The 22,801-nt window shown below is 71.3% G+C and carries 16 protein-coding genes; 1 reads left to right on the top strand and 15 read right to left on the bottom strand.

Going from position 1 to position 22,801, the window contains the following annotated elements; genetic code table 11:
* Window positions 1–35: 35 nt before the first annotated feature.
* The 11 genes from ACFWPS_RS27190 to betA all read right to left on the bottom strand — a co-directional run bounded on the left by ACFWPS_RS27190 (window position 36) and on the right by betA (window position 17,484).
* Window positions 36–638 carry a sarcosine oxidase subunit gamma gene (locus ACFWPS_RS27190; RefSeq protein ID WP_383708966.1) on the bottom strand — a complete coding sequence of 201 codons (603 nt, stop codon included), beginning with the start codon at window positions 636–638 and terminating at the stop codon, window positions 36–38.
* Complete coding sequence (locus tag ACFWPS_RS27185) at window positions 631–3,906, bottom strand: sarcosine oxidase subunit delta family protein (RefSeq protein WP_383708964.1); 3,276 nt, start codon at window positions 3,904–3,906, stop codon at window positions 631–633. Before ACFWPS_RS27185 ends, ACFWPS_RS27190 begins: the two co-directional genes overlap by 8 nt.
* Before the next feature lie 11 nt (window positions 3,907–3,917).
* Window positions 3,918–5,183, bottom strand: coding sequence for a sarcosine oxidase subunit beta family protein (locus ACFWPS_RS27180; RefSeq protein WP_383708962.1), 1,266 nt, complete (start codon window positions 5,181–5,183; stop codon window positions 3,918–3,920).
* The gene (gene glyA / locus ACFWPS_RS27175; RefSeq protein WP_383708960.1) at window positions 5,180–6,463 is read right to left on the bottom strand and encodes a serine hydroxymethyltransferase; all 1,284 of its coding nucleotides are present in this window, start codon (window positions 6,461–6,463) and stop codon (window positions 5,180–5,182) included. Before glyA ends, ACFWPS_RS27180 begins: the two co-directional genes overlap by 4 nt.
* Window positions 6,464–6,607: 144 nt before the next feature.
* On the bottom strand, window positions 6,608–9,073 hold the full coding sequence (locus ACFWPS_RS27170) for an FAD-dependent oxidoreductase (RefSeq protein ID WP_383708958.1): 2,466 nt from the start codon (window positions 9,071–9,073) through the stop codon (window positions 6,608–6,610).
* A 229-nt stretch (window positions 9,074–9,302) separates the two neighbouring features.
* Window positions 9,303–10,268, bottom strand: a complete 966-nt coding sequence (locus ACFWPS_RS27165; RefSeq protein WP_383708956.1) for an ABC transporter substrate-binding protein — start codon at window positions 10,266–10,268, stop codon at window positions 9,303–9,305.
* A 13-nt stretch (window positions 10,269–10,281) separates the two neighbouring features.
* A complete protein-coding gene (locus tag ACFWPS_RS27160; protein ID WP_383708954.1) occupies window positions 10,282–12,255 on the bottom strand; it encodes an ABC transporter permease in 1,974 nt (657 codons plus the stop codon).
* Window positions 12,255–13,343, bottom strand: coding sequence for a glycine betaine/L-proline ABC transporter ATP-binding protein (locus tag ACFWPS_RS27155; protein ID WP_383708952.1), 1,089 nt, complete (start codon window positions 13,341–13,343; stop codon window positions 12,255–12,257). Before ACFWPS_RS27155 ends, ACFWPS_RS27160 begins: the two co-directional genes overlap by 1 nt.
* A gap of 19 nt (window positions 13,344–13,362) precedes the next feature.
* On the bottom strand, window positions 13,363–14,832 hold the full coding sequence (locus ACFWPS_RS27150; RefSeq protein ID WP_383708950.1) for an aldehyde dehydrogenase family protein: 1,470 nt from the start codon (window positions 14,830–14,832) through the stop codon (window positions 13,363–13,365).
* A gap of 142 nt (window positions 14,833–14,974) precedes the next feature.
* On the bottom strand, window positions 14,975–15,811 hold the full coding sequence (locus ACFWPS_RS27145) for a 5,10-methylenetetrahydrofolate reductase (protein WP_383708948.1): 837 nt from the start codon (window positions 15,809–15,811) through the stop codon (window positions 14,975–14,977).
* 2 nt (window positions 15,812–15,813) lie between these two features.
* Window positions 15,814–17,484, bottom strand: a complete 1,671-nt coding sequence (gene betA / locus ACFWPS_RS27140; RefSeq protein ID WP_383708946.1) for a choline dehydrogenase — start codon at window positions 17,482–17,484, stop codon at window positions 15,814–15,816.
* Between the two features lie 149 nt (window positions 17,485–17,633).
* On the opposite strand from betA, the gene ACFWPS_RS27135 reads away from it, so the two are divergent.
* Entirely contained in the window at window positions 17,634–18,431 is a 798-nt protein-coding gene (locus ACFWPS_RS27135) for an IclR family transcriptional regulator (RefSeq protein WP_217551962.1), read from the top strand.
* Window positions 18,432–18,497: 66 nt separating this feature from the next.
* Here the strand turns inward: ACFWPS_RS27135 and ACFWPS_RS27130 are convergent, their stop codons facing one another.
* From ACFWPS_RS27130 to ACFWPS_RS27115, 4 genes are all read right to left on the bottom strand, one after another.
* Window positions 18,498–19,631 carry an aromatic ring-hydroxylating dioxygenase subunit alpha gene (locus tag ACFWPS_RS27130; protein WP_383708944.1) on the bottom strand — a complete coding sequence of 378 codons (1,134 nt, stop codon included), beginning with the start codon at window positions 19,629–19,631 and terminating at the stop codon, window positions 18,498–18,500.
* 52 nt (window positions 19,632–19,683) lie between these two features.
* Window positions 19,684–20,847 carry an NAD(P)/FAD-dependent oxidoreductase gene (locus ACFWPS_RS27125; protein WP_383708942.1) on the bottom strand — a complete coding sequence of 388 codons (1,164 nt, stop codon included), beginning with the start codon at window positions 20,845–20,847 and terminating at the stop codon, window positions 19,684–19,686.
* Complete coding sequence (locus ACFWPS_RS27120) at window positions 20,844–21,206, bottom strand: bifunctional 3-phenylpropionate/cinnamic acid dioxygenase ferredoxin subunit (RefSeq protein WP_383708940.1); 363 nt, start codon at window positions 21,204–21,206, stop codon at window positions 20,844–20,846. Before ACFWPS_RS27120 ends, ACFWPS_RS27125 begins: the two co-directional genes overlap by 4 nt.
* A gap of 262 nt (window positions 21,207–21,468) precedes the next feature.
* Window positions 21,469–22,554 (bottom strand): S-(hydroxymethyl)mycothiol dehydrogenase, encoded by a 1,086-nt coding sequence (locus ACFWPS_RS27115; protein ID WP_383708938.1) that lies wholly within the window; start codon window positions 22,552–22,554, stop codon window positions 21,469–21,471.
* Between the last annotated feature and the right edge of the window lie 247 nt (window positions 22,555–22,801).

Genomic DNA, 22,801 nt, shown 5'->3' with positions numbered 1-22,801 from the left:
CCCCAGGTGGGTGCCGGCCCGCGGTGCGTGGTGCCTCACACGTGTTCCACGGCCGCGTCCAGCAGCCAGTCCACCAGGTAGCCGGCGAACGACGAGCGCACCAGCACCCAGAAGCCGGCCCTGGTCTCGTCCCGTGCGACCAGGACGACCTGGGTACGGGCCAGCGTGGTCTGGGCGCAGCGGCCGGGGCCGAAGGCACGGGGATGCAGGTCCAGGGCGCAGCCGTGGGCGAGCAGGTCGCGGGCGCGCGGGCCGCCGACCAGGAGGGTGGTGCGCTGGGCGGAGACGTCGGTGACGGCGACCGGTTCGTCCCCGGCGGCCGTGCGGATCCGGCTCTCCAGGTCCCGCTCGGTGCCCGGCCGGCCCACCACCAGCCATTCGTCGGGGCCGAGCCACACCGCGGTCACCTCCCCCGCGTGCACCACGGTGTCGGGTTCCAGAGGCAGTTGGAATCCGAGGGCCAGTGCCACGGCGTCCGCCGCCGGGCTCTTGGCGTCGAGGCGGACGTTCACCTGGGCCAGGAACGGGAGTTCGGCCAGCCGGAGCGCGCCCTTGGAGGAGCGGGTCACGGCGGCCAGGCGGTGCGCGGCGTCGGCCAGGGGGCTGCGCGGCCGTGCGGTCGGGGCGGTGTCAGCCATCGCGGCGGGCTCCCTCGGGGTCGTAGAGGACGGGACCGGCGACGGTCACCGGCAGCAGTTGTTCGCCGACGGGGGCGTAGAGGCGTTCGCCGATGCGGTCCCGGCCGCCCTTGACCAGGGCGAGCGCGAAGGTCCGGCCGAGCGCGGCGCTGCGGTAGCTGGAGGTGACGTGGCCGAGCATCGGCACGGGCGGGGCGGGCAGTTCGCTGTCGGCGACCAGGTGGGTGCCCTCCGGGAGGAAGGCGCCCAGGTCGTCCGTCAGCAGGGCGACCAGGTGCTTGCGGTCGGGGCGCACGGCGTCGGCACGGGCGTAGGAGCGCTTCCCGATGAAGTCGGGCTTCTTCTTCGACACCGCCCAGCCCATGCCGAGGTCCTGCGGGGTGACCGTGCCGTCGGTGTCCTGGCCGACGATCGGGTAACCCTTCTCGGCGCGCAGCACGTGCATGGTCTCGGTGCCGTACGGGGTGATGCCGTACGGCGAACCCGCCTCGTACAGCGCCTCCCACAGCGCGACGGCCTGCCACGGCGACACGTTGATCTCGTAGGCGAGTTCGCCGGAGAAGCTGATCCGGCAGACCCGGGCACCGATGCCGGCGACGGTGGTCTCCCGCCAGGCCATGAACGGGAAGTCCTCGTTGGCCACCGCGAGTCCGGGTGCGAGCGAGCCGAGGACCGCGCGGGACTCGGGGCCGACCAGGGCGACGGTGGCCCAGTGTTCGGTGACCGAGGTGCAGTGCACCCGCAGGTCCGGCCACTCGGTCTGCAGCCACTCCTCCATCCAGTCCAGGACGGCCGCCGCGTTGCCGGTCGTGGTGGTGACCAGGAACCGGTCGGGGGCGAGCCGGATGACCGTGCCGTCGTCGAACACCATCCCGTCCAGACGGCACATCACGCCGTAGCGGATCATGCCGACCTTCAGGTTGCTCATCATGTTCGTGTAGAGCCGGTCGAGGAAGAGCGCCGCGTCCGGGCCCTGGACGTCGATCTTGCCGAGGGTGGAGGCGTCCATGAAGGCCACCCCCTCACGGGCGGCACGGCACTCGCGGAGCACCGCGCTCTCCATGTCCTCGCCGTCCCGCGGGTAGTACCAGGGCCGCTTCCACTGCCCGACGTTCTCGAAGAGCGCGCCGTGCCCGACGTGCCAGTCGTGCAGGGCCGTGGTGCGGATCGGGTCGAGCAGTGTGCCCCGGTCGCGGCCGGCGAGGGCGGCGAAGGACACGGGGGTGTACGGCGGCCGGAAGGTGGGCAGGCCGAGCGCCGAGATGTCCACGCCGAGGAGTTCGGCGACGACCCCGCTCGCCAGCACGCCACCGGTCCTGCCCTGGTCGTTGGCGGTGCCGGCGGTGGTGTAGCGCTTGGTGTGCTCCACCGAGCGCAGGCCCGCGCCGGTCGCCCGCGCGAGGTCGTCCACCGTGACGTCGCGCTGGAGGTCGACGAACCGGGGGGCTTCGCCTGGGACGGTGAAGACCTGCATGGGCGGGGTGTACGGCTGCGGGGCCACGGCGGGGAGGGCGGGGGTCTCGGCGGTGTAGCCCTCGGCCTCCACCGCGCGGGTGCCGGCCGCCGTGCCCTGGACGAGGGCCGTGGCGAGGTCGAACGCTCCGTTCGCGGCGCCCGCGACCGCCACCGCCTGATGGCAGCTGTCGGGCACGAACGTCCCGAGTCGCTCGTCGTGGCGGAGCTTGCCGCCCGCCTGGCTGAACAGGTGCGCGACCGGGTTCCAGCCGCCGGAGACGAGGAGCAGGTCGGCGGCGAACTCCCGCTGTGCGCCGGTGCCTTCGTACGGGGCGACGGTCACGGCGGTGAGCCGCTCGCGGCCAGCCGTGCCGGTGACCGCGTGCCCGGGCAGCACCTCGATCCCGGCGGTCCTGGCCCGCTCGGCCCACTGGCCCGGTTCGGGTCGGGTGTCGACGATCGCGGCGATGCCGACTCCGGCCGCCGCGAGGTCGAGGGCGGCCGCGTAGGCGCTGTCGTTGGTGGTGAGGACGACGGCCTGCCGGCCGGGGAGCACGGCGTACCGGTGCAGGTAAGTGCGGGCCGAGGCCGCCAGCATCACGCCGGGGCGGTCGTTGTCGCCGAAGGCGAGGGAGCGCTCGTGGGCGCCGGTGGCGAGGACGACGTGCCGGGCGCGGATCCGCCAGACGCGTTCGCGGGAGACGTGCTGCGGGGCGTCGGCGCCGAGGTGGCCGGTGCGGCGCTCCACGGCGAGGAGGTGGTTGTCGTCGTAGTGGCCGAAGACGGTGGTGCGGGGCAGGACGCGTACCTCGGGGGCGGCTTCGAGGCGGGCGCGGGTGGCCGCGACCCAGTCGAGGTGCTCGCCGGTGCCGAGCAGGCTGCCGCCGGGTTCGGGCTGGTCGTCGGCGAGGATGACGCGGGCGCCACTGGTGGCTGCCGCCGCCGCTGCCGCGAGGCCGGCCGGGCCCGCGCCGACCACCAGGAGGTCGCAGTGGGCGTGGACGGCGTCGTAGCGGGCCGGGTCGGGGGTGGTGGCGAGGCGGCCCTGGCCCGGGAGGCTGGTCGCTACCAGGCCGTCGTGGAGCTCGATGGTGGTGGCGGGGAGCATCGGCTCGGGGAAGGGCGCCTCGACCTGCACGACCGCGTTGGGTTCCTCGACGCCGGCGGAGAAGATGCCGCGAGGGCGGCCGAGCTTGATGCTGGTGGCGGCCTGGATGACGCCGTTGGCGAGGAGGGCGGAGGCGAGGGTGTCGCCTTGGTAGCCCTGGTATTCGGTGCCGTCGAAGGTGAAGGTGAGGGGGGTGGTGCGGTCGACTCGGCCGCCGGTGGGGGTGCGGAGGGGGCCCGCGGCGGAGCCGCTGATGGATGGCGTGCCCCCGCCGCCCCTACCCGTCCCGTCCTGAAGGGGCGCTGCCCCTTCCACCCCGCTGGGAGCTGCGCCCCCGGACCCCGCTTCGGCCTGGACGGCCTCGTCCTCAAACGCCGGACGGGCTGAGAGAGGAGACGCCGGACGGGCTGAGTTGAGTGGACGGGGCTCGGCAACCGCGGGACGCGACTCGCCCGCCCTGTACACCGTCAGGATCTCGTTCGTCGACGTGTCGCGTACCGCGTTGAACCACCTCCGGCAGCCTGCCGCGTGGGTCCAGCGTTCGGCGAAGGGGCCCTTGGGATTGTCGCGGAAGAACAGATACCGCGCCCACTCCTCGTCGGTGAGGGAGGCCGGGTCCTCCGGGTACGGCACGTGGGCCTGGCCGCCGTAGTGGAACTCTGTCTCGTCGCGGGGCCCGCACCACGGGCAGGGGATGAGCAGCATGGTTGGGCTCCCTAGTGGGCCACCGCGGCAGCGCCGTGCTCGTCGACGAGCGCGCCGGTGGTGAAACGGTCGAGCGAGAAGGGGGCGTTGAGAGGATGAGGGGTGTCGTGGGCGATGGTGTGGGCGTAGACCCAGCCGACCCCCGGGGTGGCCTTGAAACCGCCCGTTCCCCAGCCGCAGTTGAGGTAGAGGTTGTCCACCGGGCTGAGGCCCACGACCGGTGAGGCGTCGGGGCTGACGTCGACGATGCCGCCCCAGGTACGCAGCACGTGGGCGCGCGCGAAGACCGGGAAGAGTTCGAGGGCCGCCGCCATCTGCTCCTCGATGATGTGGAACGCCCCGCGCTGGGTGTAGGAGTTGTACGCGTCGATGCCCGCGCCCATCACAAGTTCGCCCTTGTGCGCCTGGCTGACGTAGACGTGCACCGCGTTGGACATGACGACGGTGGGGTGGACCGGTTCCAGGAGTTCGGAGACCAGGGCCTGGAGCGGGTGGCTCTGGAGGGGGAGGTCGATGCCCGCCATCGCGGCCAGGACCGAGGTGTGGCCGGCCGAGCAGAGGGCCACCTTGCCGGCCGCGATCGGGCCGAGGGTGGTCTGGACGCCGACCACCCGGCCGTCGACCACGTCCACCCCCGTGACCTCGCAGTTCTGGATGATGTCGATGCCGGCCGCGTCCGCGGAGCGGGCGAAGCCCCAGGCCACGTAGTCGTGCTTGGCGATGCCGGCGCGGGGCTGGTAGGTGCCGCCGAGGACCGGGTAGCGCACGTCGGGTGAGGTGTTGACGATCGGGCAGACCTCTTTGACCCCGTCCGCGTCGAGCCACTCGGCGTCGACGCCGTTGAGGCGGTTGGCCTCGACCCGGCGGACGCTGTCGCGGACGTCCTGGAGGCTGTGGGCGAGGTTCAGGACGCCGCGCTGGGAGAAGAGGATCGGGTAGTCGAGTTCCTCCTCCAGGCCCTCCCAGAGTCTCAGCGCGTGTTCGTAGATGCCGGCGCTCTCGTCCCACAGGTAGTTGGAGCGGATGATCGTGGTGTTGCGGGCCATGTTGCCGCCCGCGAGCCAGCCCTTCTCCAGGACGGCCACGTTGGTGATGCCGTGGTTCCTGGCCAGGTAGTGGGCGGTGGCGAGGCCGTGACCGCCGCCGCCGACGATGACGACGTCGTAAGACCGCCTGGGCTCGGGCGTGCGCCAGAGGAACTCCGGGTGGTCGGGGAGGTCGGCGCCTGGGGGTCCCCCCACGCCCGCAGGGCGTAGGGGGCGGGTGCTGGGGCTCATCGGACGTCTCCGTCGTGCGAGAGGTGCGGGTAGAGCGGGTGCTTGGCCGCGAGTGTCTCCGTGCGGGCGCGCAGGGCTGGGATGTCCGGCTCGGGCTGGAGGGCGAGGGCGATCACGTCGGCGACCTCGGTGAAGTCCTCCTCGGTGAAGCCCCGGGTGGCCAGAGCCGGGGTGCCGATGCGCAGGCCGGAGGTGACCATGGGCGGGCGCGGGTCGAAGGGGACGGCGTTGCGGTTGACGGTGATGCCGATCTCGTGGAGGAGGTCCTCCGCCTGTCGCCCGTCCAGCGGGGACTCCCGCAGGTCGACCAGGACCAGGTGGACGTCCGTGCCGCCGGTCAGCACCTTCACGCCGGCCGCGGCCGCGTCGGGCCGGGTCAGGCGCTCGGCGAGGATCCGGGCACCGGCCAGGGTGCGGGCCTGGCGCTCGGTGAACTCGGGTGACGCGGCGACCTTGAAGGAGACGGCCTTCGCCGCGATGACGTGTTCCAGCGGGCCGCCCTGCATCCCGGGGAAGACCGCCGAGTTGATCTTCTTGGCGAGGTCGGCGTCGTTGGTGAGGATGACCCCGCCGCGCGGTCCGCCGAGGGTCTTGTGGGTGGTCGTGGTGACCACGTGGGCGTGCGGGACGGGGCTCGGGTGCAGCCCCGCCGCCACCAGGCCCGCGAAGTGCGCCATGTCGACCATCAGCAGGGCACCGACCTCGTCGGCGATCCGGCGGAAGGCCGCGAAGTCCAGCTGCCTGGGGTACGCCGACCAGCCAGCGATGATCATCTTCGGGCGGTGTTCCTTGGCGAGCCGCTCCACCTCGTCCAGGTCCACGAGGTTGTCGGTCTCGGAGACGTGGTAAGGCACGACGTTGAGCATCTTGCCGCTGTAGTTGATGCGCATGCCGTGGGTGAGGTGGCCGCCGTGCGCGAGGTCGAGGCCGAGGATCGTGTCGCCGGGCTTGAGCAGGGCGAAGAAGACGGCGGTGTTGGCCTGGGCACCCGAGTGCGGCTGCACGTTGGCGAAGCCCGCGCCGAAGAGCGACTTGACGCGTTCGATGGCCAGCCGCTCCGTGACGTCGACGTGTTCGCAGCCGCCGTAGTAGCGGCGCCCGGGGTAGCCCTCGGCGTACTTGTTGGTGGCCACCGAGCCCTGCGCCTCCATCACGGCGACGGGCGCGAAGTTCTCGGAGGCGATCATCTCCAGGGTGGACTGCTGCCGGTTCAGCTCGGCACGGAGCGCGGCATGGACCTCGGGGTCCAGCTCGGCCAAGGGCGTGTTCAGCGCGTTCATTTGAGTTTCGCGATCCTTTCAACGACCTTGGCGAGAGGTGCGCCCCGAAGGGGCGCGGGGCTGTGCCGATATTGCGGCTGCCGCCGCGTGGGCGCGACCAGCCACGACGTGCCCGCAGCCGAACAACGACGCCACCCGGATCCGTCACCCACGGAGACGACTCATCCCCGGGTCGAACAACGGCTCCTCGGCCACCACCGCCGCCACGCGCTGGTCGAAGTACCCGATCTGCACGCCGGTCCCCGGCACCGCCAGCTCCGCCGGAAGCCACGCGTAGGCAATCCCCTTGCCGACCGTGTAGCCGTACGCCGCGCTGGTCACGTAGCCGACGGCGCGCTCACCGTCGTAGACCGGCTCCTTGCCCATCACGACCGCCCTCGGGTCCTCGATCGTGAGGCAGCTCAGCCGGCGCCGCACGTCGCCCTTGCGCCGCTCCAACGCGGCCTTCCCGACGAAGTCGCCCTTGTCGAGCTTGACGGCGAAGCCGACGCCGGCCTCGTAGGGGTCGTGCTCGTAGGTCATGTCGGTGCCGAAGGAGCGGTAGCCCTTCTCCAGGCGGAGGCTGTTGAAGGCGCCGCGGCCGGCGATGATCCCGCCGAGCGGCTCGGCCGCCTGCCACAGGGTGTCCCAGAGCTTCTGGCCCTGGTCGGCGGTGGTGTACAGCTCCCAGCCGAGTTCGCCGACGTACGACAGCCGCATCGCGGTGACCGGCACCGAGCCGATGTAGGCACGCTTGGCGCGGAAGTACTTGAGGCCGTCGTTGGAGAAGTCCTCGTCGGTGAGCGGCTGGAGGACCTCGCGGGCGAGCGGTCCCCACAGGCCGATACAGCAGGTGCCGGGCGTGATGTCCCGGACCTGGACCGTGCCTCCCCCAGCTACCGCTGGGAGGTGCCCCCAGGCGGGGAGGTGGCGGCTGAACCAGTCGAGGTCGAGGTTGCCGTTGGCGCCGACCTGGAAGAGGTCGCGGGCGAGGCGGGCCACGGTGACGTCGCTGCGGATGCCGCCGTCGTGGTCGAGGAGCAGGGTGTACGTCACCGAGCCGACGGACTTGGCGACCTTTCCGGTGACCAGTCCCTCCAGGAAGTCGGCGGCGCCGGGGCCGCTGATCTCCAGGCGCTTGAGGGCGGTCATGTCGTACATCGCGACGGTCTCGCGGGTGACCTGGGCCTCGGCGCCGACGATGGGCGACCAGTAGCGGGCGGCCCAGTCGTTGGGGGTGGGGATCGAACGGCCTTCGAGCAGGCCCGCGTTCGCCTCGTACCACTGGGGGCGCTCCCAGCCGTTCGCCTCCAGGAAGAACGCGCCGTGCTCCTGCTGGCGGGCGTGGAAGGGGCTGGTGCGGATCGGGCGCGGCTTCCCGGACGGCTGGAGGGGGTGGAGGATGTCGTAGACCTCGACGAAGTTCTGGCAGTCGCGGGCCAGGACGTACTCCGGGGCCAGCTGGTGCGGCTCGAAGCGGTTGACGTCGCACTCGTGGAGGTCGAAGGACGAGCAGTGGCCGTCGACCAGCCATTCGGCGACCGCGCGGCCGACGCCCGCGGAGTGGGTGACCCAGACGGCCTCGGCGACCCAGAAGCCCTTGACGTCGGGGGACTCGCCGAGCAGCGGGTAACCGTCGGTGGTGAAGGAGAAGAGGCCGTTGATGCCCTCCTCGACCTTGGCCTCGCGGGTCGCCGGGAGGAGGGACTGCGTCTCGGTCCAGGCGTCCTCGAAGTCCTCCTCGGTGAACTTCAGGACCGAGGGCATCTGTGCGGCCTCGTCCACGGAGAGGATGTCGTCGGCGGAGATCGGCATGGGGCGGTGGCCGTAGTAGCCGATGCCGATGGCGTCGAAGCGGTCGCGGTAGTAGAGGTCGGCGTCCTGGTGGCGCAGGATCGGGCGGACCGCCTCCTCCGTCTGGCCGGCCAGGGCGGGGACCGGGCCGGTCCAGGCGAGCTGGTGGGCGAGCGGCGTGAGCGGGAGGTTCATGCCGACCATGCGGGCGATCTTCGGGCCCCAGATGCCGGCACAGCAGACGACGATGTCGGCGGGGAGTTCGCCCTGGTCGGTCAGCACGGAGGTAACCCGGCCCTCGCTCTGCCGGACGTCGAGGACCTCGTGGCGGGCGAGGAAGCGGACGCCGCGTTCGGTGGCCCGGCGGATCTGGGCCTCGACGGCGAGGACGGCCTTGGCGAGGCCGTCGGTGGGGACGAGGAGGCCGCCGAGGACCCGGTCGCGGTTGACCAGCGGGTGCTGTGCGACGCACTCGTCGGCGGTCAGCAGGCGTGCCTCGATGCCCCAGGCGGTGATCCAGCCGTGCCGGCGGTGGAGTTCCGCGAGGCGCTCCGGGGTGGTGGCCACTTCGAGGCCGCCGACCTGGAGGAAGCAGGGCTTGCCGTCGACGTCGAGGGAGCAGAACTTCTCGACGGTGTAGCGGGCCAGCTCCGTCATGGTCTTCGAGGGGTTCGTCTGGAAGACCAGGCCCGGGGCGTGTGAGGAGGAGCCGCCCGTGGCCGGGAGCGGGCCCTGGTCGACCACGGTCACCTCGGTCCAGCCGCGCGCGGAGATCTCGTCCGCGAGGGCCGCTCCCACGACGCCCGCTCCGATGATGACCACTCGGGGTCCCGCCATCGCCCAACCTCCGAACTTGAGACCGGTGCAGTTGCTTTGTGCGCAACATGATTCAGGCTGCGCAACTCAATGTGCCCGCCGGGAAGGAGGGGTGTCAAGAGGGTGGTGACCTAGCGGAACGGCCCCGGCCATGGCGGTGTCCGCGGCCGGAGAACGGCAACGCCCGGCGGGCGGCGCGCACAGCTGCGCACCGCCCGCCGGGCGTCCCGGAACGATCCCGCGGTCCTCGCTACTTCAGCCAGGCCTTGACCTTGTCGGGGTTGGCGTCGACCCACTTCTTGGCCGCCGCGTCGTCCGACAGCTTGTCCACCGCGATGTACTTGGCCACGGTGTTCTGGTCGTCGTTGGTCCAGTTGAAGTTCTTCACCAGGTCGTACGCCGGGCTGCCCGACTTGGCGAAGCTCGCGCTGACGATCTTGTCGAGGTCGTAGACGGGGTAGTCGCAGGCGACCTTCGCCGCGTCGGCGTCGCAACCCGTCGTGTACTTGGGCAGGTTCACCTTGACCAGCGGCACCTCGGACAGGAACCACTGCGGTTCGTAGAAGTAGCCGATCAGCCACTGCTTGTTCTTCTCGGCGGTTCTGAAGGCCTGGATGAGCGCGGTCTCGCTGCCCGCGTACACCACCTTGAAGTCCAGCTTCAGGTTCTTCACCAGCGCGGCGTCGTTGGTGACGTACGACGGGTCGCCGTCGAGCAGCTGGCCCTTGCCGCCGGACTCGGAGGTCTTGAAGTTGGCGGCGTACTTGTTGAGGCTCTCCCAGTCCGTGATGTCCGGGTGCGCCTTGGCCAGCCACGGCGGCACGTACCAGCCGATGATGCCCTTGTTGCCGGTGGAACCGGCCTCGACGGCCGTCTTCTGCCCGGTGATGTACTTCTTCTTCAGATCGTCGTGGCCCCAGTTCTCCAGGACGGCGTCGACCTCGCCGGTCCCGAAGCCCTGCCAGGCGATCTCCTCCTTCAGGTCCTTCTTGTTGACCGTACAGCCGAGGTTGTGCTCCGCGACGTACGCGACGACCGCCGCGTCCGCCTCGTAGCCCACCCAGGGGTTGACGGCCAGGTTGAAGGTGCCGCACTTGCCGCCCGAGGACGTCGAGCCGGCGGAACTGCTGCCGCCGACCTTCGCCCCGCCGCAGGCGGTGAGGGTGAGGCCGAGGACGGCCAGGCCGGCCGCGCCGGCTCGCCAGTGTTGTGCCATGGTGTCGAGCTCCTTATGCCCTGGTGCGTCGTGCCGCAGCCTGAGTGATCCGGTCGAACATGACTCCGAGCAGTACGATGGCCAGCCCTGCCGCCAGCCCCTTGCCGTACAGCTCGCTCTGCGAGAAACCGGCCACGACGTCGTAGCCGAGGGCGCCCGCCCCTACCAGGCCGCCCAACACAACCATCGACAGCACGTAGATCAGGCCCTGGTTGGTCGCGAGAGTCAGGGCGCCGCGTGCCATCGGCAGCTGGACCTTGGTGATGATCTGCCAGGTGTTGCACCCGGCCGAGGTGGCCGCCTCCACGGTGGACTCGGACACGTTCCGCACCCCGTCCGCGATGATCTTGATCGCCACGGGTGCCGCGTAGACGACGCCCGCGATGATCGCGGTGAAGCGGGTGGCGCCGAAGAGCGCCAGGAACGGTACGAGGTAGACGAACGGCGGCATGACCTGCGCGGCGTCCAGGGTGGGCCGGATCAGCCGGTCGGCCAGGGTGCTGCGGCCCATCCACACGCCGACGACGACGCCGGCCAGCATCGTCAGGACGGTGGCCACGACGGTCGAGGCGAGGGTGGTCATGCTGTCCGACCAGAGTCCGGTACCGACAAGGAGCCCGACGCACACGGCCGCCGTCACCCCGGCCCGCCAGCCGCCGAGGACCGCGCCGAGCGCGACCAGGACGGCGCCGACCAGCCACCACGGGGAGTCGGTGAGCAGGGTCTGGAAGGGGTTGAGCAGGCCGTTGGTGACCGCGTCCCGCAGGGCGTTGGTGAGGCCGTAGAGATGGTCCTGCAGCCATGTGGACGTGGTGTCGGCGGCGCTCGCGATATGGCTGCCGACGGTGCCGTCGCCGGGGAACTCGGCCGCCCAGACGTAGGTGTGGGAGAGGTAGACCAGGACGACGGCGGCGACTCCGCCAGCGCCCAGCAGCGGGCGGCGCCACGTGAGGAACCGCCCCTCCGCGCGGCGGGTCTCGGTTCGGACGGCCGCCGCGGTGGTCACCCGGTCGAGCACGATGGCCATGACGACGATGGCTAGGCCGGCGTTGAAGGCGGTGCCGACGTCGAGCGACTGGAGCGCCTGCACGACGGTCTTGCCGAGGCCGGGCGCGTCGATCAGGGCCGCGATGGTGACCATGGCCAGGGCGGCCATGATGGTCTGGTTGACCCCCACGACGACCGTGCGCTTCGACATCGGCAGCAGCACCTTCACCAGTTGCTGCACGCGGGTGGCGCCGAGCGAGTCGGCCGCCTCGACGGTGGTCTCGGGGACCGAGCGGATGGCGTACGCGGTGATGCGGATGGCGGGCGGGGCCGCGTAGATGACCGTGGTGATCACGGCGGAGGCGCCGCCGATGAGGAAGATCAGGGTCAGCGGGGCGAGGTAGACGAAGGTCGGCATCGTCTGCATGAAGTCCAGGAAGGGCGTCATGATCCGGTTGACCCGGTCGGAGAGCCCCGCCCACACGCCGAGCGGGATGCCGATGAGCAGGGCCACCAGGACCGCCGACAGGGTCAGCGCCAGGGTGTCCATGCTCTCCTGCCACAGGCCCTGGAGCCCGAAGAAGGTGAAGCCCGCGACGGCCAGCAGGGCGACCCGCCAGTTGCCCACGGCCCAGGAGACGTAGCCGGTGATGCCGACGACGCCGAGCCAGCCGATCTGCGGGACCGGGCGGCCGACGCTGGGCTGGGAGATCAGCGACTGGACGAAGGTGACCAGGTTGTCGATGACCAGCCGGATCTCGTTGAAGAAGTACAGGAAGACCGGGTTGGAGTTGCGGTTGGCGCCGATGCTGTCGTTGACGTCGTTCAGCCAGCGGTGCAGACCGGTGAGGTCGGCGGCGGCCAGCGTCAGGGTCTGCCGGCCGCGCAGCGCGGCGAAGAGCACCAGCCAGACGACCACGATCGCCGCCACCACCATCGGGCGGCTGACCTTCTTGCGCGGCGTCACGACCGGCGCGGTCGCGTCGGCGACGGCGGCCATCAGGCGCCGCCCTCCTGCCCGGCGACGACGGCGAGGATCTCCTCGTCGCCGACGATGCCGAGCAGCTTGCCGTTCTCGACGACCTTGACCGGTTTCTCGGCGGCGAGCACCGCCCGGGTGGCCTCGCGGACCACGACGTCCGGGCCCAGCTCGGGCCCGTCCAGCTCGTCGCCGTCGGCGGGCGGGCGCATGATCCAGCGCAGGGTGAGGACGTCCCCGCGCGGCACGTCCTTCACGAAGTCCCGTACGTAGTCGTCGGCCGGGGCGCCGACCAGTTCGTCGCCGGTGCCGCACTGGACCATCTTGCCGTCCCGCATGATCAGGATGCGGTCGCCCAGCTTGAGGGCCTCGGAGAGGTCGTGGGTGATGAAGACCATGGTCTTGCCGACCTCGTGGTGCAGGCGGATGACCTCGCTCTGCATGTCCCGGCGGATCAGCGGGTCCAGGGCGGAGAACGGCTCGTCGAAGAAGAGGACGTCGGGGTCGCCGGCGAGGGCGCGGGCGAGGCCGACGCGCTGCTGCATACCGCCGGAGAGCTGGTCGGGGTAGGAGTTCTCGTAGCCGGCGAGGCCCACCAGTTCGACGGTCTCCATCGCCCGTTTCATACGTGCGGCCTTGCTCATGCCGCGGATCTCCAGGCCGAACGCCACGTTCTCGACGACCTTGCGGTGCGGCAGCAGACCGAAGTGCTGGAAGACCATGGAGAACTTGCTGCGCCGCAGCTCTCGCAGCCGCCGGGCGTCGGCGCCGCGGATGTCCTCGCCCTCGAAGACGATCTCGCCCGCGGTGGGTTCGATCAGCCGGGTCAGACATCGCACGAGGGTGGACTTGCCGGAGCCGGACAGGCCCATGACGACGAAGACCTCGCCATTGGACACCTCGAAGTCCACATCGCGGACGGCGGCGGTGCAACCGGTGCGGTCCATCAGCTCGCGGCGGGTGAGCCCGCACAACTCCTCGGAGCCCGGCACCTCGTCGGCCTTCGGCCCGAACACCTTCCACAGCCGGCGCACGGAGATCACCGGGGTCCGATCGGGGTCCTGGGACGTGCCGCGCCGCTGCGACACCTCGGTCTGGGCTGGGGTCATGATCGGCCTCTCTTCGGCGTCAGCCGCGGAACCAGTGCTGCGGCCCGGGTTGGATGTTCTGCCAGACGTGCTTGGGCTCTCGGTACTCGTCCAGGCCGGTCGGTCCCAGCTCACGGCCCACGCCCGAGTGCCCGAAGCCACCCCATTCCGCTTGCGGCACATAGGGGTGGTAGTCGTTGATCCACACGGTGCCGTGACGCAGCCTGCGCGCGACCCGCTGGGCCTTGCCCGCGTCCTGGGTCCAGACGGCTCCGGCGAGGCCGTACTCCGTGTCGTTGGCGATGCGGACGGCGTCGTCCTCGTCCCGGAAGCGCTCGACGGTGAGCACGGGCCCGAAGGACTCCTCGTGCACCACGCGCATGTCCTGCCGGCACTCGTCGAGGACGGTGGGCGGGTAGTAGTAGCCGTTCGCCAGCGCGGGGTCCTCGGGGCGGGCGCCGCCGCAGCGCAGTACGGCGCCCTCGGCGATCCCGGCGGCCACGTAGGCCTCGATCTTCTCGCGGTGCTGTGCGGAGATCAGCGCGCCGGTCTCGGCCTCGGGGTCGAAGGGGCCGCCGAGGCGGATGAGCCGGGCCCGGCGGACCACCTCGTCGACGAAGGCGTCGTGGATCGAGTCCTCGACGATCAGCCGGGCGCCGGCCGAGCAGACCTGCCCGGAGTGCAGGAAGACGGCGGTGAGCGCGAAGTCGACGGCGGTGTCGAGGTCGGCGTCGGCGAAGACCACGTTGGGGTTCTTGCCACCCAGCTCCAGCGCGACCTTCTTCACGGTCGCCGCGGCGGTGGCCATGATCCGCTTGCCGGTCTCCAGGCCGCCGGTGAAGGACACCATGTCGACGGCGGGGTCCTCGGAGAGCGCGGCACCGGCCTCGGGCCCGGCGCCGAGCACGAGGTTGCCGACACCCGGCGGGAGTCCGGCCTCTTCCAGGGCCTTCATCAGCAGGATGGCGGTGGAGGGGGTCAGCTCGCTGGGCTTGAGGACGAACGTGTTGCCCGCGACCAGGGCGGGCGCGACCTTCCAGCTCGCCTGCAGCAGCGGGTAGTTCCACGGGGTGATCAGTCCGCACACGCCGACCGGCTCGTACACGACGCGGCTGACGGCGTCCGCACGCCCGGTGTCGATCACCCGGCCGGCGTCGGTGCCCGCGATGCCGCCGTAGAAGCGGAGGCAGGATACGACGTCGGCGATGTCGTACTCGCTCTCCACCAGGCGCTTGCCGGTGTCCAGGGATTCGGCGCGGGCGAACTCCTTGGCGTCGCGCTCGATGATGTCGGCGGTGCGCAGCAGCAGCGCGCCGCGCTCGCGCTCGGGGGTGTGCGGCCAGGGGCCCTCGTCGAACGCGCGCCTGGCCGCGCCGATCGCCGCCTCGGTGTCGGGGCGGGTCGCCTCCGAGACCGTCGCGACGAGTGTGCCGTCCGCGGGACAGCGGATCTCACGGTGGCCGCCGGCCACCGCGGCGCGCCATTTACCATCCACATACAGATCTGCCACGGCCGCGCCCTTCGAGCCCGAATTCGTTGCGCATTGTGCATTGGATTGCTTTTGGTGGAACACCCTGACCGAATGTACTGACAGCCGTCAAGGGCTCCGCGTATCCCGATTCGGCCGCGAAAGCGGCGCCCCCTCGGGCGGGTCAGCCGCCCAGCCGGTCCAGCAGCGCACGGCGCCACCGCTCCGTCTCGGCAACCTGGTTGAAGGTGAACAGATGGAGGCCCGCCACACCCGCCGACGGCGCGCCGAACGCCTCCTCGCCGCGGGCGAGCAGCCGCTCCGGGTCGTATCCGCCGGGTGTGGCGAAGCGCAGGAACCAGGAGGCGTGCTTGGTGAGGAAGCGGGTCGACTCCCCCACCCCGATCTTGGTCGCCATCGCCATCAGCTTGGCCCGCTGGACGGGCCCGGCGACGCCGACGTACACGGGCAGGGTGACGTCCCGGCGCCGGATCCGGCCGAGCCAGTCGCCGAGCACGCGCGCGTCGAAGCAGAGGTTGCTGACGATGTAGGTGGCGTGCGCCCGCTTGTCCCACATCGCCTGGATGGTGAGGTCGTCGTGGATCAACGGGTGGCTCTCCGGGTAGCCGGTGATCCCCGTCTCGGCGAAGGGTCTGCCCAGTTCGGTCAGCCTGCGCAGCACCGGCAGCGCTCCCTCGTACGGCCCGGCGGGCGGATCGGCGTCGCCCGCCGGGACGAAGAGGTCGTCGACGCCCACGGCGCGCAGCCGCTCGGTGACGTCCTTCAGGTGCGTGTCGTCCCGGAGCAGACGTGCGGGCACATGCGGGACGATCCGGTACCCGTGCGCCGCGAGCCGCTCGGTGAGGGCGAGGGTCGGTTCCAGGCCCTTGACCGGTGACGCCGTGACGGTGACCACTACGTCCTGGGGCACGTGGGCGAGGACCTTCTCCTCGGTCGCCTTCGCCGGCAGCACCTCGTAGCGGACGCGGGCCAGCAGCGCCCGCAGCGCCTCGGCACCCATGTCTACCCGGCCTGCTTCTGGGCGTCGCGGTGCCGGTAGTACACGGCCTCCGACGGTGGCAGCGGCTCCTTGCCGAGGATGAGGTCGGCCGCCTTCTCCGCGATCATCATCACCGGGGCGTAGATGTTGCCGTTGGTGACGTACGGCATCACCGAGGCGTCCACCACGCGCAGGCCCTCCACGCCGTGCACCCGCAGGCTCGTCGGGTCGACGACGGACATCTCGTCGGTGCCCATCCTGCAGGTGCAGGACGGGTGCAGGGCGGTCTCGCCGTCCTTGGCCACCCAGGCGAGGATCTCCTCGTCCGTCGCCACGGACGGGCCGGGCGAGATCTCCCCGTCGTTGTAGGGGGTGAGCGCGGGCTGGTCGAGCAGGTCGCGGGCGACTCTGATCGCCTCGACCCACTCGCGGCGGTCCTGCTCGGTGGAGAGGTAGTTGAAGCGCAGGGCCGGGTGCTCGCGGGGGTCCTTGCTCCTGATCTTCACCGAGCCGAGGGCGTCGGAGTACATGGGGCCGACGTGGACCTGGTAGCCGTGGCCGCCGGCGGGTACCGAGCCGTCGTAGCGGACCGCGATGGGCAGGAAGTGGAACATCAGGTTGGGGTAGTCCACGTCGTCGTTGCTGCGGGCGAAGCCGCCGGCCTCGAAGTGGTTGGTCGCGGCCGGGCCCTTGCGGAAGAGCCACTGCAGGCCGATGAAGGGGGCCCGCCACTTCGCCAGGTACGGCTGCACGGAGACCGGCTGCTTGCAGGCGTACTGGATGTACACCTCCAGGTGGTCCTGGAGGTTCTCGCCGACGCCCGGCAGGTCGTGGACGACGTCGATGCCGAGGGCGCCCAGTTCCTGCGCGTTGCCGACGCCGGAGAGCTGGAGCAGCTGCGGGGAGTTGATCGCGCCGCCGCAGAGGATGACCTCCTTGGCGCGGACCTCCTGGAGGGCGCCCTTGCCGCGCCGGTACTCGACGCCGACGGCCTTCTTGCCCTCGAAGAGGACCCGGGTGACCAGGGCGCGGGTCTTCACGGTGAGGTTGGGGCGCTTCCTGGCGGGCTTGAGGTACGCCTTGGACGCCGACAGGCGCCGGCCGCGGTGGACGTTGCGGTCGAACTTGGCGAAGCCCTCCTGCCGGTAGCCGTTGACGTCGTCGGTGGGCGCGTAGCCCGCCTCCTCGGTCGCCTTCAGGAAGGCGGAGAAGAGCGGGTTGGTGGCCGGGCCGCGCTCCAGGACCAGCGGGCCGTCGTGGCCGCGGAACTCGTCGTCCGGGTCGGCGGCCAGGCAGTTCTCCATCCGGCGGAAGTACGGCAGGCAGTGCGCGTAGTCCCAGGTGGCCATGCCCGGGTCGGCGGCCCAGCGCTCGTAGTCGAGCGGGTTGCCGCGCTGGAAGATCATGCCGTTGATGCTGCTGGAGCCGCCGAGGACCTTGCCGCGGGCGTGGTAGATGCGGCGGCCGCCCATGTGGGGCTCGGGCTCGGACTCGTACTTCCAGTCGTAGAAGCGGCTGCCGATGGGATAGGTCAGCGCCGCCGGCATGTGGATGAACACGTCCCACGGGTAGTCGGGGCGGCCTGCCTCCAGGACGAGCACCCGGTTGCCGGGGTCGGCCGAGAGCCGGTTCGCCAGTGCACTGCCGGCCGAGCCGCCGCCGACGATGACGAAGTCGTACTGCAAGGGAGCCATGGTGCCTCGTCTCGCTCGCGCCGTCGATTGCGCGGAATGCTAGTACGGGTATCGCTATACGCACCAGGTTGCGAACCACGCAACTTGTAAGATCTTTGTTCACATCGCGTTACTTGGAGTGTGTTGTTTACTGCGCGTATAGTTTCGCTATGAGCAACTTCAGTCCGGATACCGAAACGAACGGCTCATCTTCTGGTGGCGTGCAGTCCGTCGACCGCGCCATCAGCGTCCTGGAGATCCTGGCCCAGCGCGGCGAGGCGGGGGTGAGCGAGGTGGCCGCCGAGATCGATGTTCACAAGTCGACCGCGTTCCGGCTGCTCGGCGCCCTGGAGGCGCGCGGTCTCGTGGAGCAGTCGGGCGAGCGGGGCAAGTACTCGCTCGGCTTCGGCATCGTACGCCTGGCCGGGGCCGTGACGGGACGCATCGACGTCACCCAGCAGGGCCGGGCGGTGTGCGAGCGGCTGGCCGACGAGATCGGCGAGACGGTGAACATCGCGGTGTTGCAGGAGCACTATGCGATCAACCTCTACCAGGTGCGCGGCACGGCCGCCGTCACCGCGCACAACTGGGTGGGCCAGCTGACCCCGCTGCACGCCACCTCCAGCGGCAAGATCATGCTGGCCCACGTGCCCGCGCAGGAGCGCGCCGCGCTGATCGCGGAGGGCGGCCTGAAGAAGCTGACCCCGCACACCATCTCCTCGAAGGCGAAGCTGGAGAAGAACCTCGCCGACGCCCGGGAGCGCGGTTATGCCTGGACGCTGGAGGAGCTGGAGATCGGGCTGCACGCCATGGCCGCGCCGATCCGGGACCGGGACGGGGTGGTCATCGCCTCGATCAGCGCCTCAGGGCCCTCCTACCGGTTCACCGAGGAGCGCATGCACGAACTGGCCCCGGTACTGGTCAAGGGCGCGGAGGAGATCAGCCACCGCATGGGGTACCTGGGCTGAGCGCCCTCGGGACGACGACCACCGCAGGGCCCGCGTTCACACCCGGCGGGCGCGGGCCGCGGGCGGTCACTCCGGCTGCCGGGTCCCGAGCCGCTCGTGGACCCAGTCGTGGAAGGCGCCGATGTGGTGCTCGCTGGGCACCAGCACCCCGCCCTTGGCGTACAGCCGTGAGCTCATGCCGGGCTGCGTGCGCTCGCAGGCGTCGAAGTCCTGGCGGTTGACCCGGTCGAAGAGCTCCACGGACCGGCTGACGTCCTTGCCGCTCTCCACGACGTGCGGGAGGTAGAGCCAGTCGCACTCGACGATCGTGCGGTCGACGGCCACCGGGTACATCCGGTGGAATATCACATGGTCCGGCACCAGGTTGATGAACACCTGCGGCTTGACGGTGATCGCGTAGTACCGCCGGTCCTGGTCAGCCGAGACCCCGGGAATGCGGTCCAGCCCCTCGGAGCCGTCGACGGTGAAGCCCTGGACGTCCGCGCCGAACTCGGCGCCGTGGCCCACGTAGTACTGCGCCGCGTAGCCGTCGGCGAACTCGGGCAGCACCTCGGTGAGTTCGGGGTGGATGGTGGCGCAGTGGTAGCACTCCATGAAGTTCTCGATGATGAGCTTCCAGTTCGCCTTGACGTCGTAGACGATCCGTCTGCCGACGGAGAGGTCCTCGACGCCGTAGCGTTCGATCGACTCGACGTCGCCCAGCCGCTCGACCGCCGCCCCGATCACGTCCTCCTCGAAGGACGGCGGGTTCTCCGCGAGGCACACCCAGACATACCCGAGCCACTCCCGGACGGCCACGCCCACCAGGCCGTACTCGGTGCGGCCGACGTCGGGCATCTTGGTGAGGTTGGGCGCGGCGACCAGCTTGCCGTCCAGGCCGTAGGTCCAGGCGTGGTACGGGCACTGGAAGGCACGTGCGACCTCGCCGGTCTCCTCGGTGCAGAGCTTGGCGCCGCGGTGCCGGCAGACGTTGAAGTATGCGCGGATCGAATGGTCCCGGGCCCGGGTGACGAGGATGCTCTCGCGCCCCACGTCGACGGTGCGGAACGCACCGGGCTTCGGCAGGTCCGCGGCACGGGCCACGCAGAACCACATCGTCTCGAAGATGCGCTCCTGCTCCTGGGCGAAGATCCCGGGATCGGTGTAGGCGGAGCCGGGGAGGGTGGCGATCAGGCTGTCCGGCAGGCTGGTCGAGGTCACGGTGCACTCCTCGGAGGACGTCGTGGATCGGTGGGGTGGTGCGGGCGCCGGGTCAGGACGCGGCGGTGCCGAACTGCTTGCGGGCGCGGGTGAACAGCCGCGGCTGGTTCATCCCGAGCACGGCGACCTGCCGGCCCGCCCGCCGGTACACGGCGAGAAAGCTGCGGTCGTCGGTCGAGCCCTCCTCGACCGTCACGCTGTCGGCCCCGGCAGCGTGACCGACGAACTGGATCTTCACGCCGTACTGGTCGGACCAGAAGTACGGCGGCCGGGGCGCCCCCGGTTCCCGCGCGCCCTGCGCGAGCAGCGTGGCGACGGCCGTGTCCGGTCGCTCCAGCGCGCCGGTCCAGTGCTCGACCCTGCGGTGGCCGCCGGTGTGCGGGTCGTACCAGTTGGCGCAGTCGCCCACGGCCACCACCCCGGCGACGCTGGTGCGCCCGTCGGCGCCGCACTTCACGCCGTTGTCGAGCACGACGCCGGAGCCCTCCAGCCACTCGACGCAGGGGCGCGCCCCCACGCCGACGACGACGGTGTCGGCGGGCACACTGCGGCCGTCCTCCAGCAGCACGGCCTCCACCTGGCGCTCGCCGCTCAGCCCCTTCACGCCCACGCCGCACAGCAGCCGTACCCCGTGGTCGGCGTGGAGCGCGGAGACGACGGCACCCATGGCCTCCCCCAGCGGTCCGGCCAGCGGGGTCGGGGCCGCCTCGATCACGGTGACGTCGAGGCCGAGGGCGTACGCCGTGGAGGCGACCTCGGCGCCGACGAACCCGCCGCCGATCACCACGAGGCGGCCGCCCCTCGCGAGGTCCTCCCGGAGCGCGCGGGCGTCGTCGAGGGTGCGCAGCGTGTGGACGCCGGCGAGGCCCTCGGCACCGGGCAGGGTACGGGCGGCGGCGCCGGTCGCGATGACCAGGCCGTCGGCGCGGACCTCGCGGCCGTCGGCCAGCCGGACGGCCCGCGCGGTGCGGTCGAGCCCGGTGGCGCGGGTCCCGAGCAGCCACTCGGCGTGGAGTTCCTCGTCGTCGCGCTCCAGCGCCAGGTCGGCCTCGCCGAGGGTTCCGGCCAGGAACTCCTTGGACAACGGCGGCCTGTCGTACGGGCGGTGAGGCTCGTCGCCGACGACGACCAGCCGGCCGTCGTACCCCTGCCGCCGCAGCGAGCGCGCTGCCGACAGCCCGGCCAGCGAGGCGCCCACCACGGCCACGGTCCTCACGCCGCGCCCCCGGCCAGGCGGGCACTGACGCACGGCGGCAGGTTGGGGGTCTCGTCGGACAGCCGGACGTAGACCGTTCCGTCCTCCACGACGACCTCGTGGGTGCGGACCGGGCGCTTGGCCGGGGGTGCGTCCACGGCGCCGGTGCGCAGGTCGAACTTGGAGGCGTGCAGGGGGCATTCCACCTCGCAGCCCTCCAGCCAGCCGTCGGCGAGCGAGGCGTCCTGGTGGGTGCAGGTGTCGTCGATGGCGAAGAGCTCGCCGTCATCGGTGTGGAACACCGAGACGGGCGGTTCGATGTCGAGCCGGTGGGCCTCGCCTCGCGGCAGATCCGCGAGACGGCACGCGGGAATCATCATGACACCTCGGTGCGTATAGCGAAACGGATTGCGGTTAGCGCAACGCCAGTCTGCGGGCCGCCGCGAAGCGTTGTCAAGGAGTTCACGCGCCGGTTTGCCCGGGCCCCGACAGCGGCCCCCCGGGCACCCCGAGGCACCCTCGAAAGCGCGCGTGAGCAGGGCGAACAGGCCCTGTACACAGCGCGACCACGGCCCTGTCCCGGTGCCGTCACCGGGGCAGGGCCGCTTCGTCGGCGGGGCGGTCAGAGACCGCGGTAGTCCGTCACAGGAGCACCACCGAGCGCAGGACGTCACCGTGGTGCATGCGCTCGAAGGCCTTCTCGACCCCGTCCAGGGCGATGGTCTCGGTGACGAAGGCGTCCAGGTCGAGGCGGCCCTGCAGGTACAGGTCGATGAGCATCGGGAAGTCCCGGGAGGGCAGACAGTCCCCGTACCAGGACGACTTGAGCGCCCCGCCGCGACCGAAGACGTCCAGCAGCGGCAGCTCCAGCTTCATCTCGGGGGTGGGCACGCCGACCAGGACGACGGTGCCGGCGAGGTCGCGGGCGTAGAAGGCCTGCCGGTAGGTCTCCGGGCGGCCCACCGCCTCGATGACGACGTCGGCGCCGAAGCCGCCGGTCAGTTCGCGCACCGCGTCGACGGCGTCGGACTCCTTGGAGTTGACCGTGTGGGTGGCGCCGAGCCTGCGTGCGGTGTCCAGCTTGCGGTCGTCTATGTCCACGGCGATGACCCGCGCCGCGCCGGCCAGGTGCGAGCCGAGGACGGCCGCCGCGCCGACGCCTCCGCAGCCGATCACGGCGACGCTGTCGCCGCGGCCGACACTGCCGGTGTTGAGGGCGGCACCGATGCCCGCCATCACGCCGCAGCCCAGCAGCCCGGCGGCCGCCGCCGACGCGCGCCGGTCGACCTTGGTGCACTGCCCGGCCGCCACCAGCGTCTTCTCGGCGAAGGCACCGATCCCGAGGGCGGGCGAGAGCTCCGTCCCGTCGGTGAGGGTCATCCGCTGCTCGGCGTTGTGCGTGGCGAAGCAGTACCACGGCCGCCCGCGCAGACAGGCCCGGCACTGGCCGCACACGGCACGCCAGTTGAGGATCACGAAGTCACCGGGTGCCACGTCGGTCACCCCGTCGCCGACCGCCTCGACGACGCCCGCCGCCTCGTGCCCCAGCAGGAACGGGAAGTCGTCGCTGATCCCGCCCTCGCGGTAGTGGAGATCGGTGTGACAGACCCCGCAGGCCTCGATCCTGACCACTGCCTCGCCCGGACCGGGGTCGGGCACGACGATGGTCTCCAGACTGACAGGGGCACCCTTGCTCCGCGCGACGACGGCACGGACCTGCTGAGACATGGCCACTCCTCGACTGACAGAGGCGGCGAGATGTTGCCCAATACGGCACACATCTCGTGTTCCGCAACACAGCATCGCGGAGCCGGAAGCGGCGGTCAAGAATCCGGACGACGGGCCGACACCCCCCGGCGGCGGAGTGCGGCCGTCCGGGCGCCGGAGTGCGGCCGTCCGGCGTCCGGGCGCGCCGGGGGCCCGTCCGGCGTCCGAGCGCGCCGGGGGCGGCCCTCGCATGCGCAGGTATCATCTA

The sequence above is a fragment of the Streptomyces sp. NPDC058457 genome (genome assembly GCF_042720695.1).
GTDB lineage: Bacteria > Actinomycetota > Actinomycetes > Streptomycetales > Streptomycetaceae > Streptomyces.
Note: the sequence above shows the minus strand (reverse complement) of the source record. Positions and strands in the feature narration are given on the sequence as shown.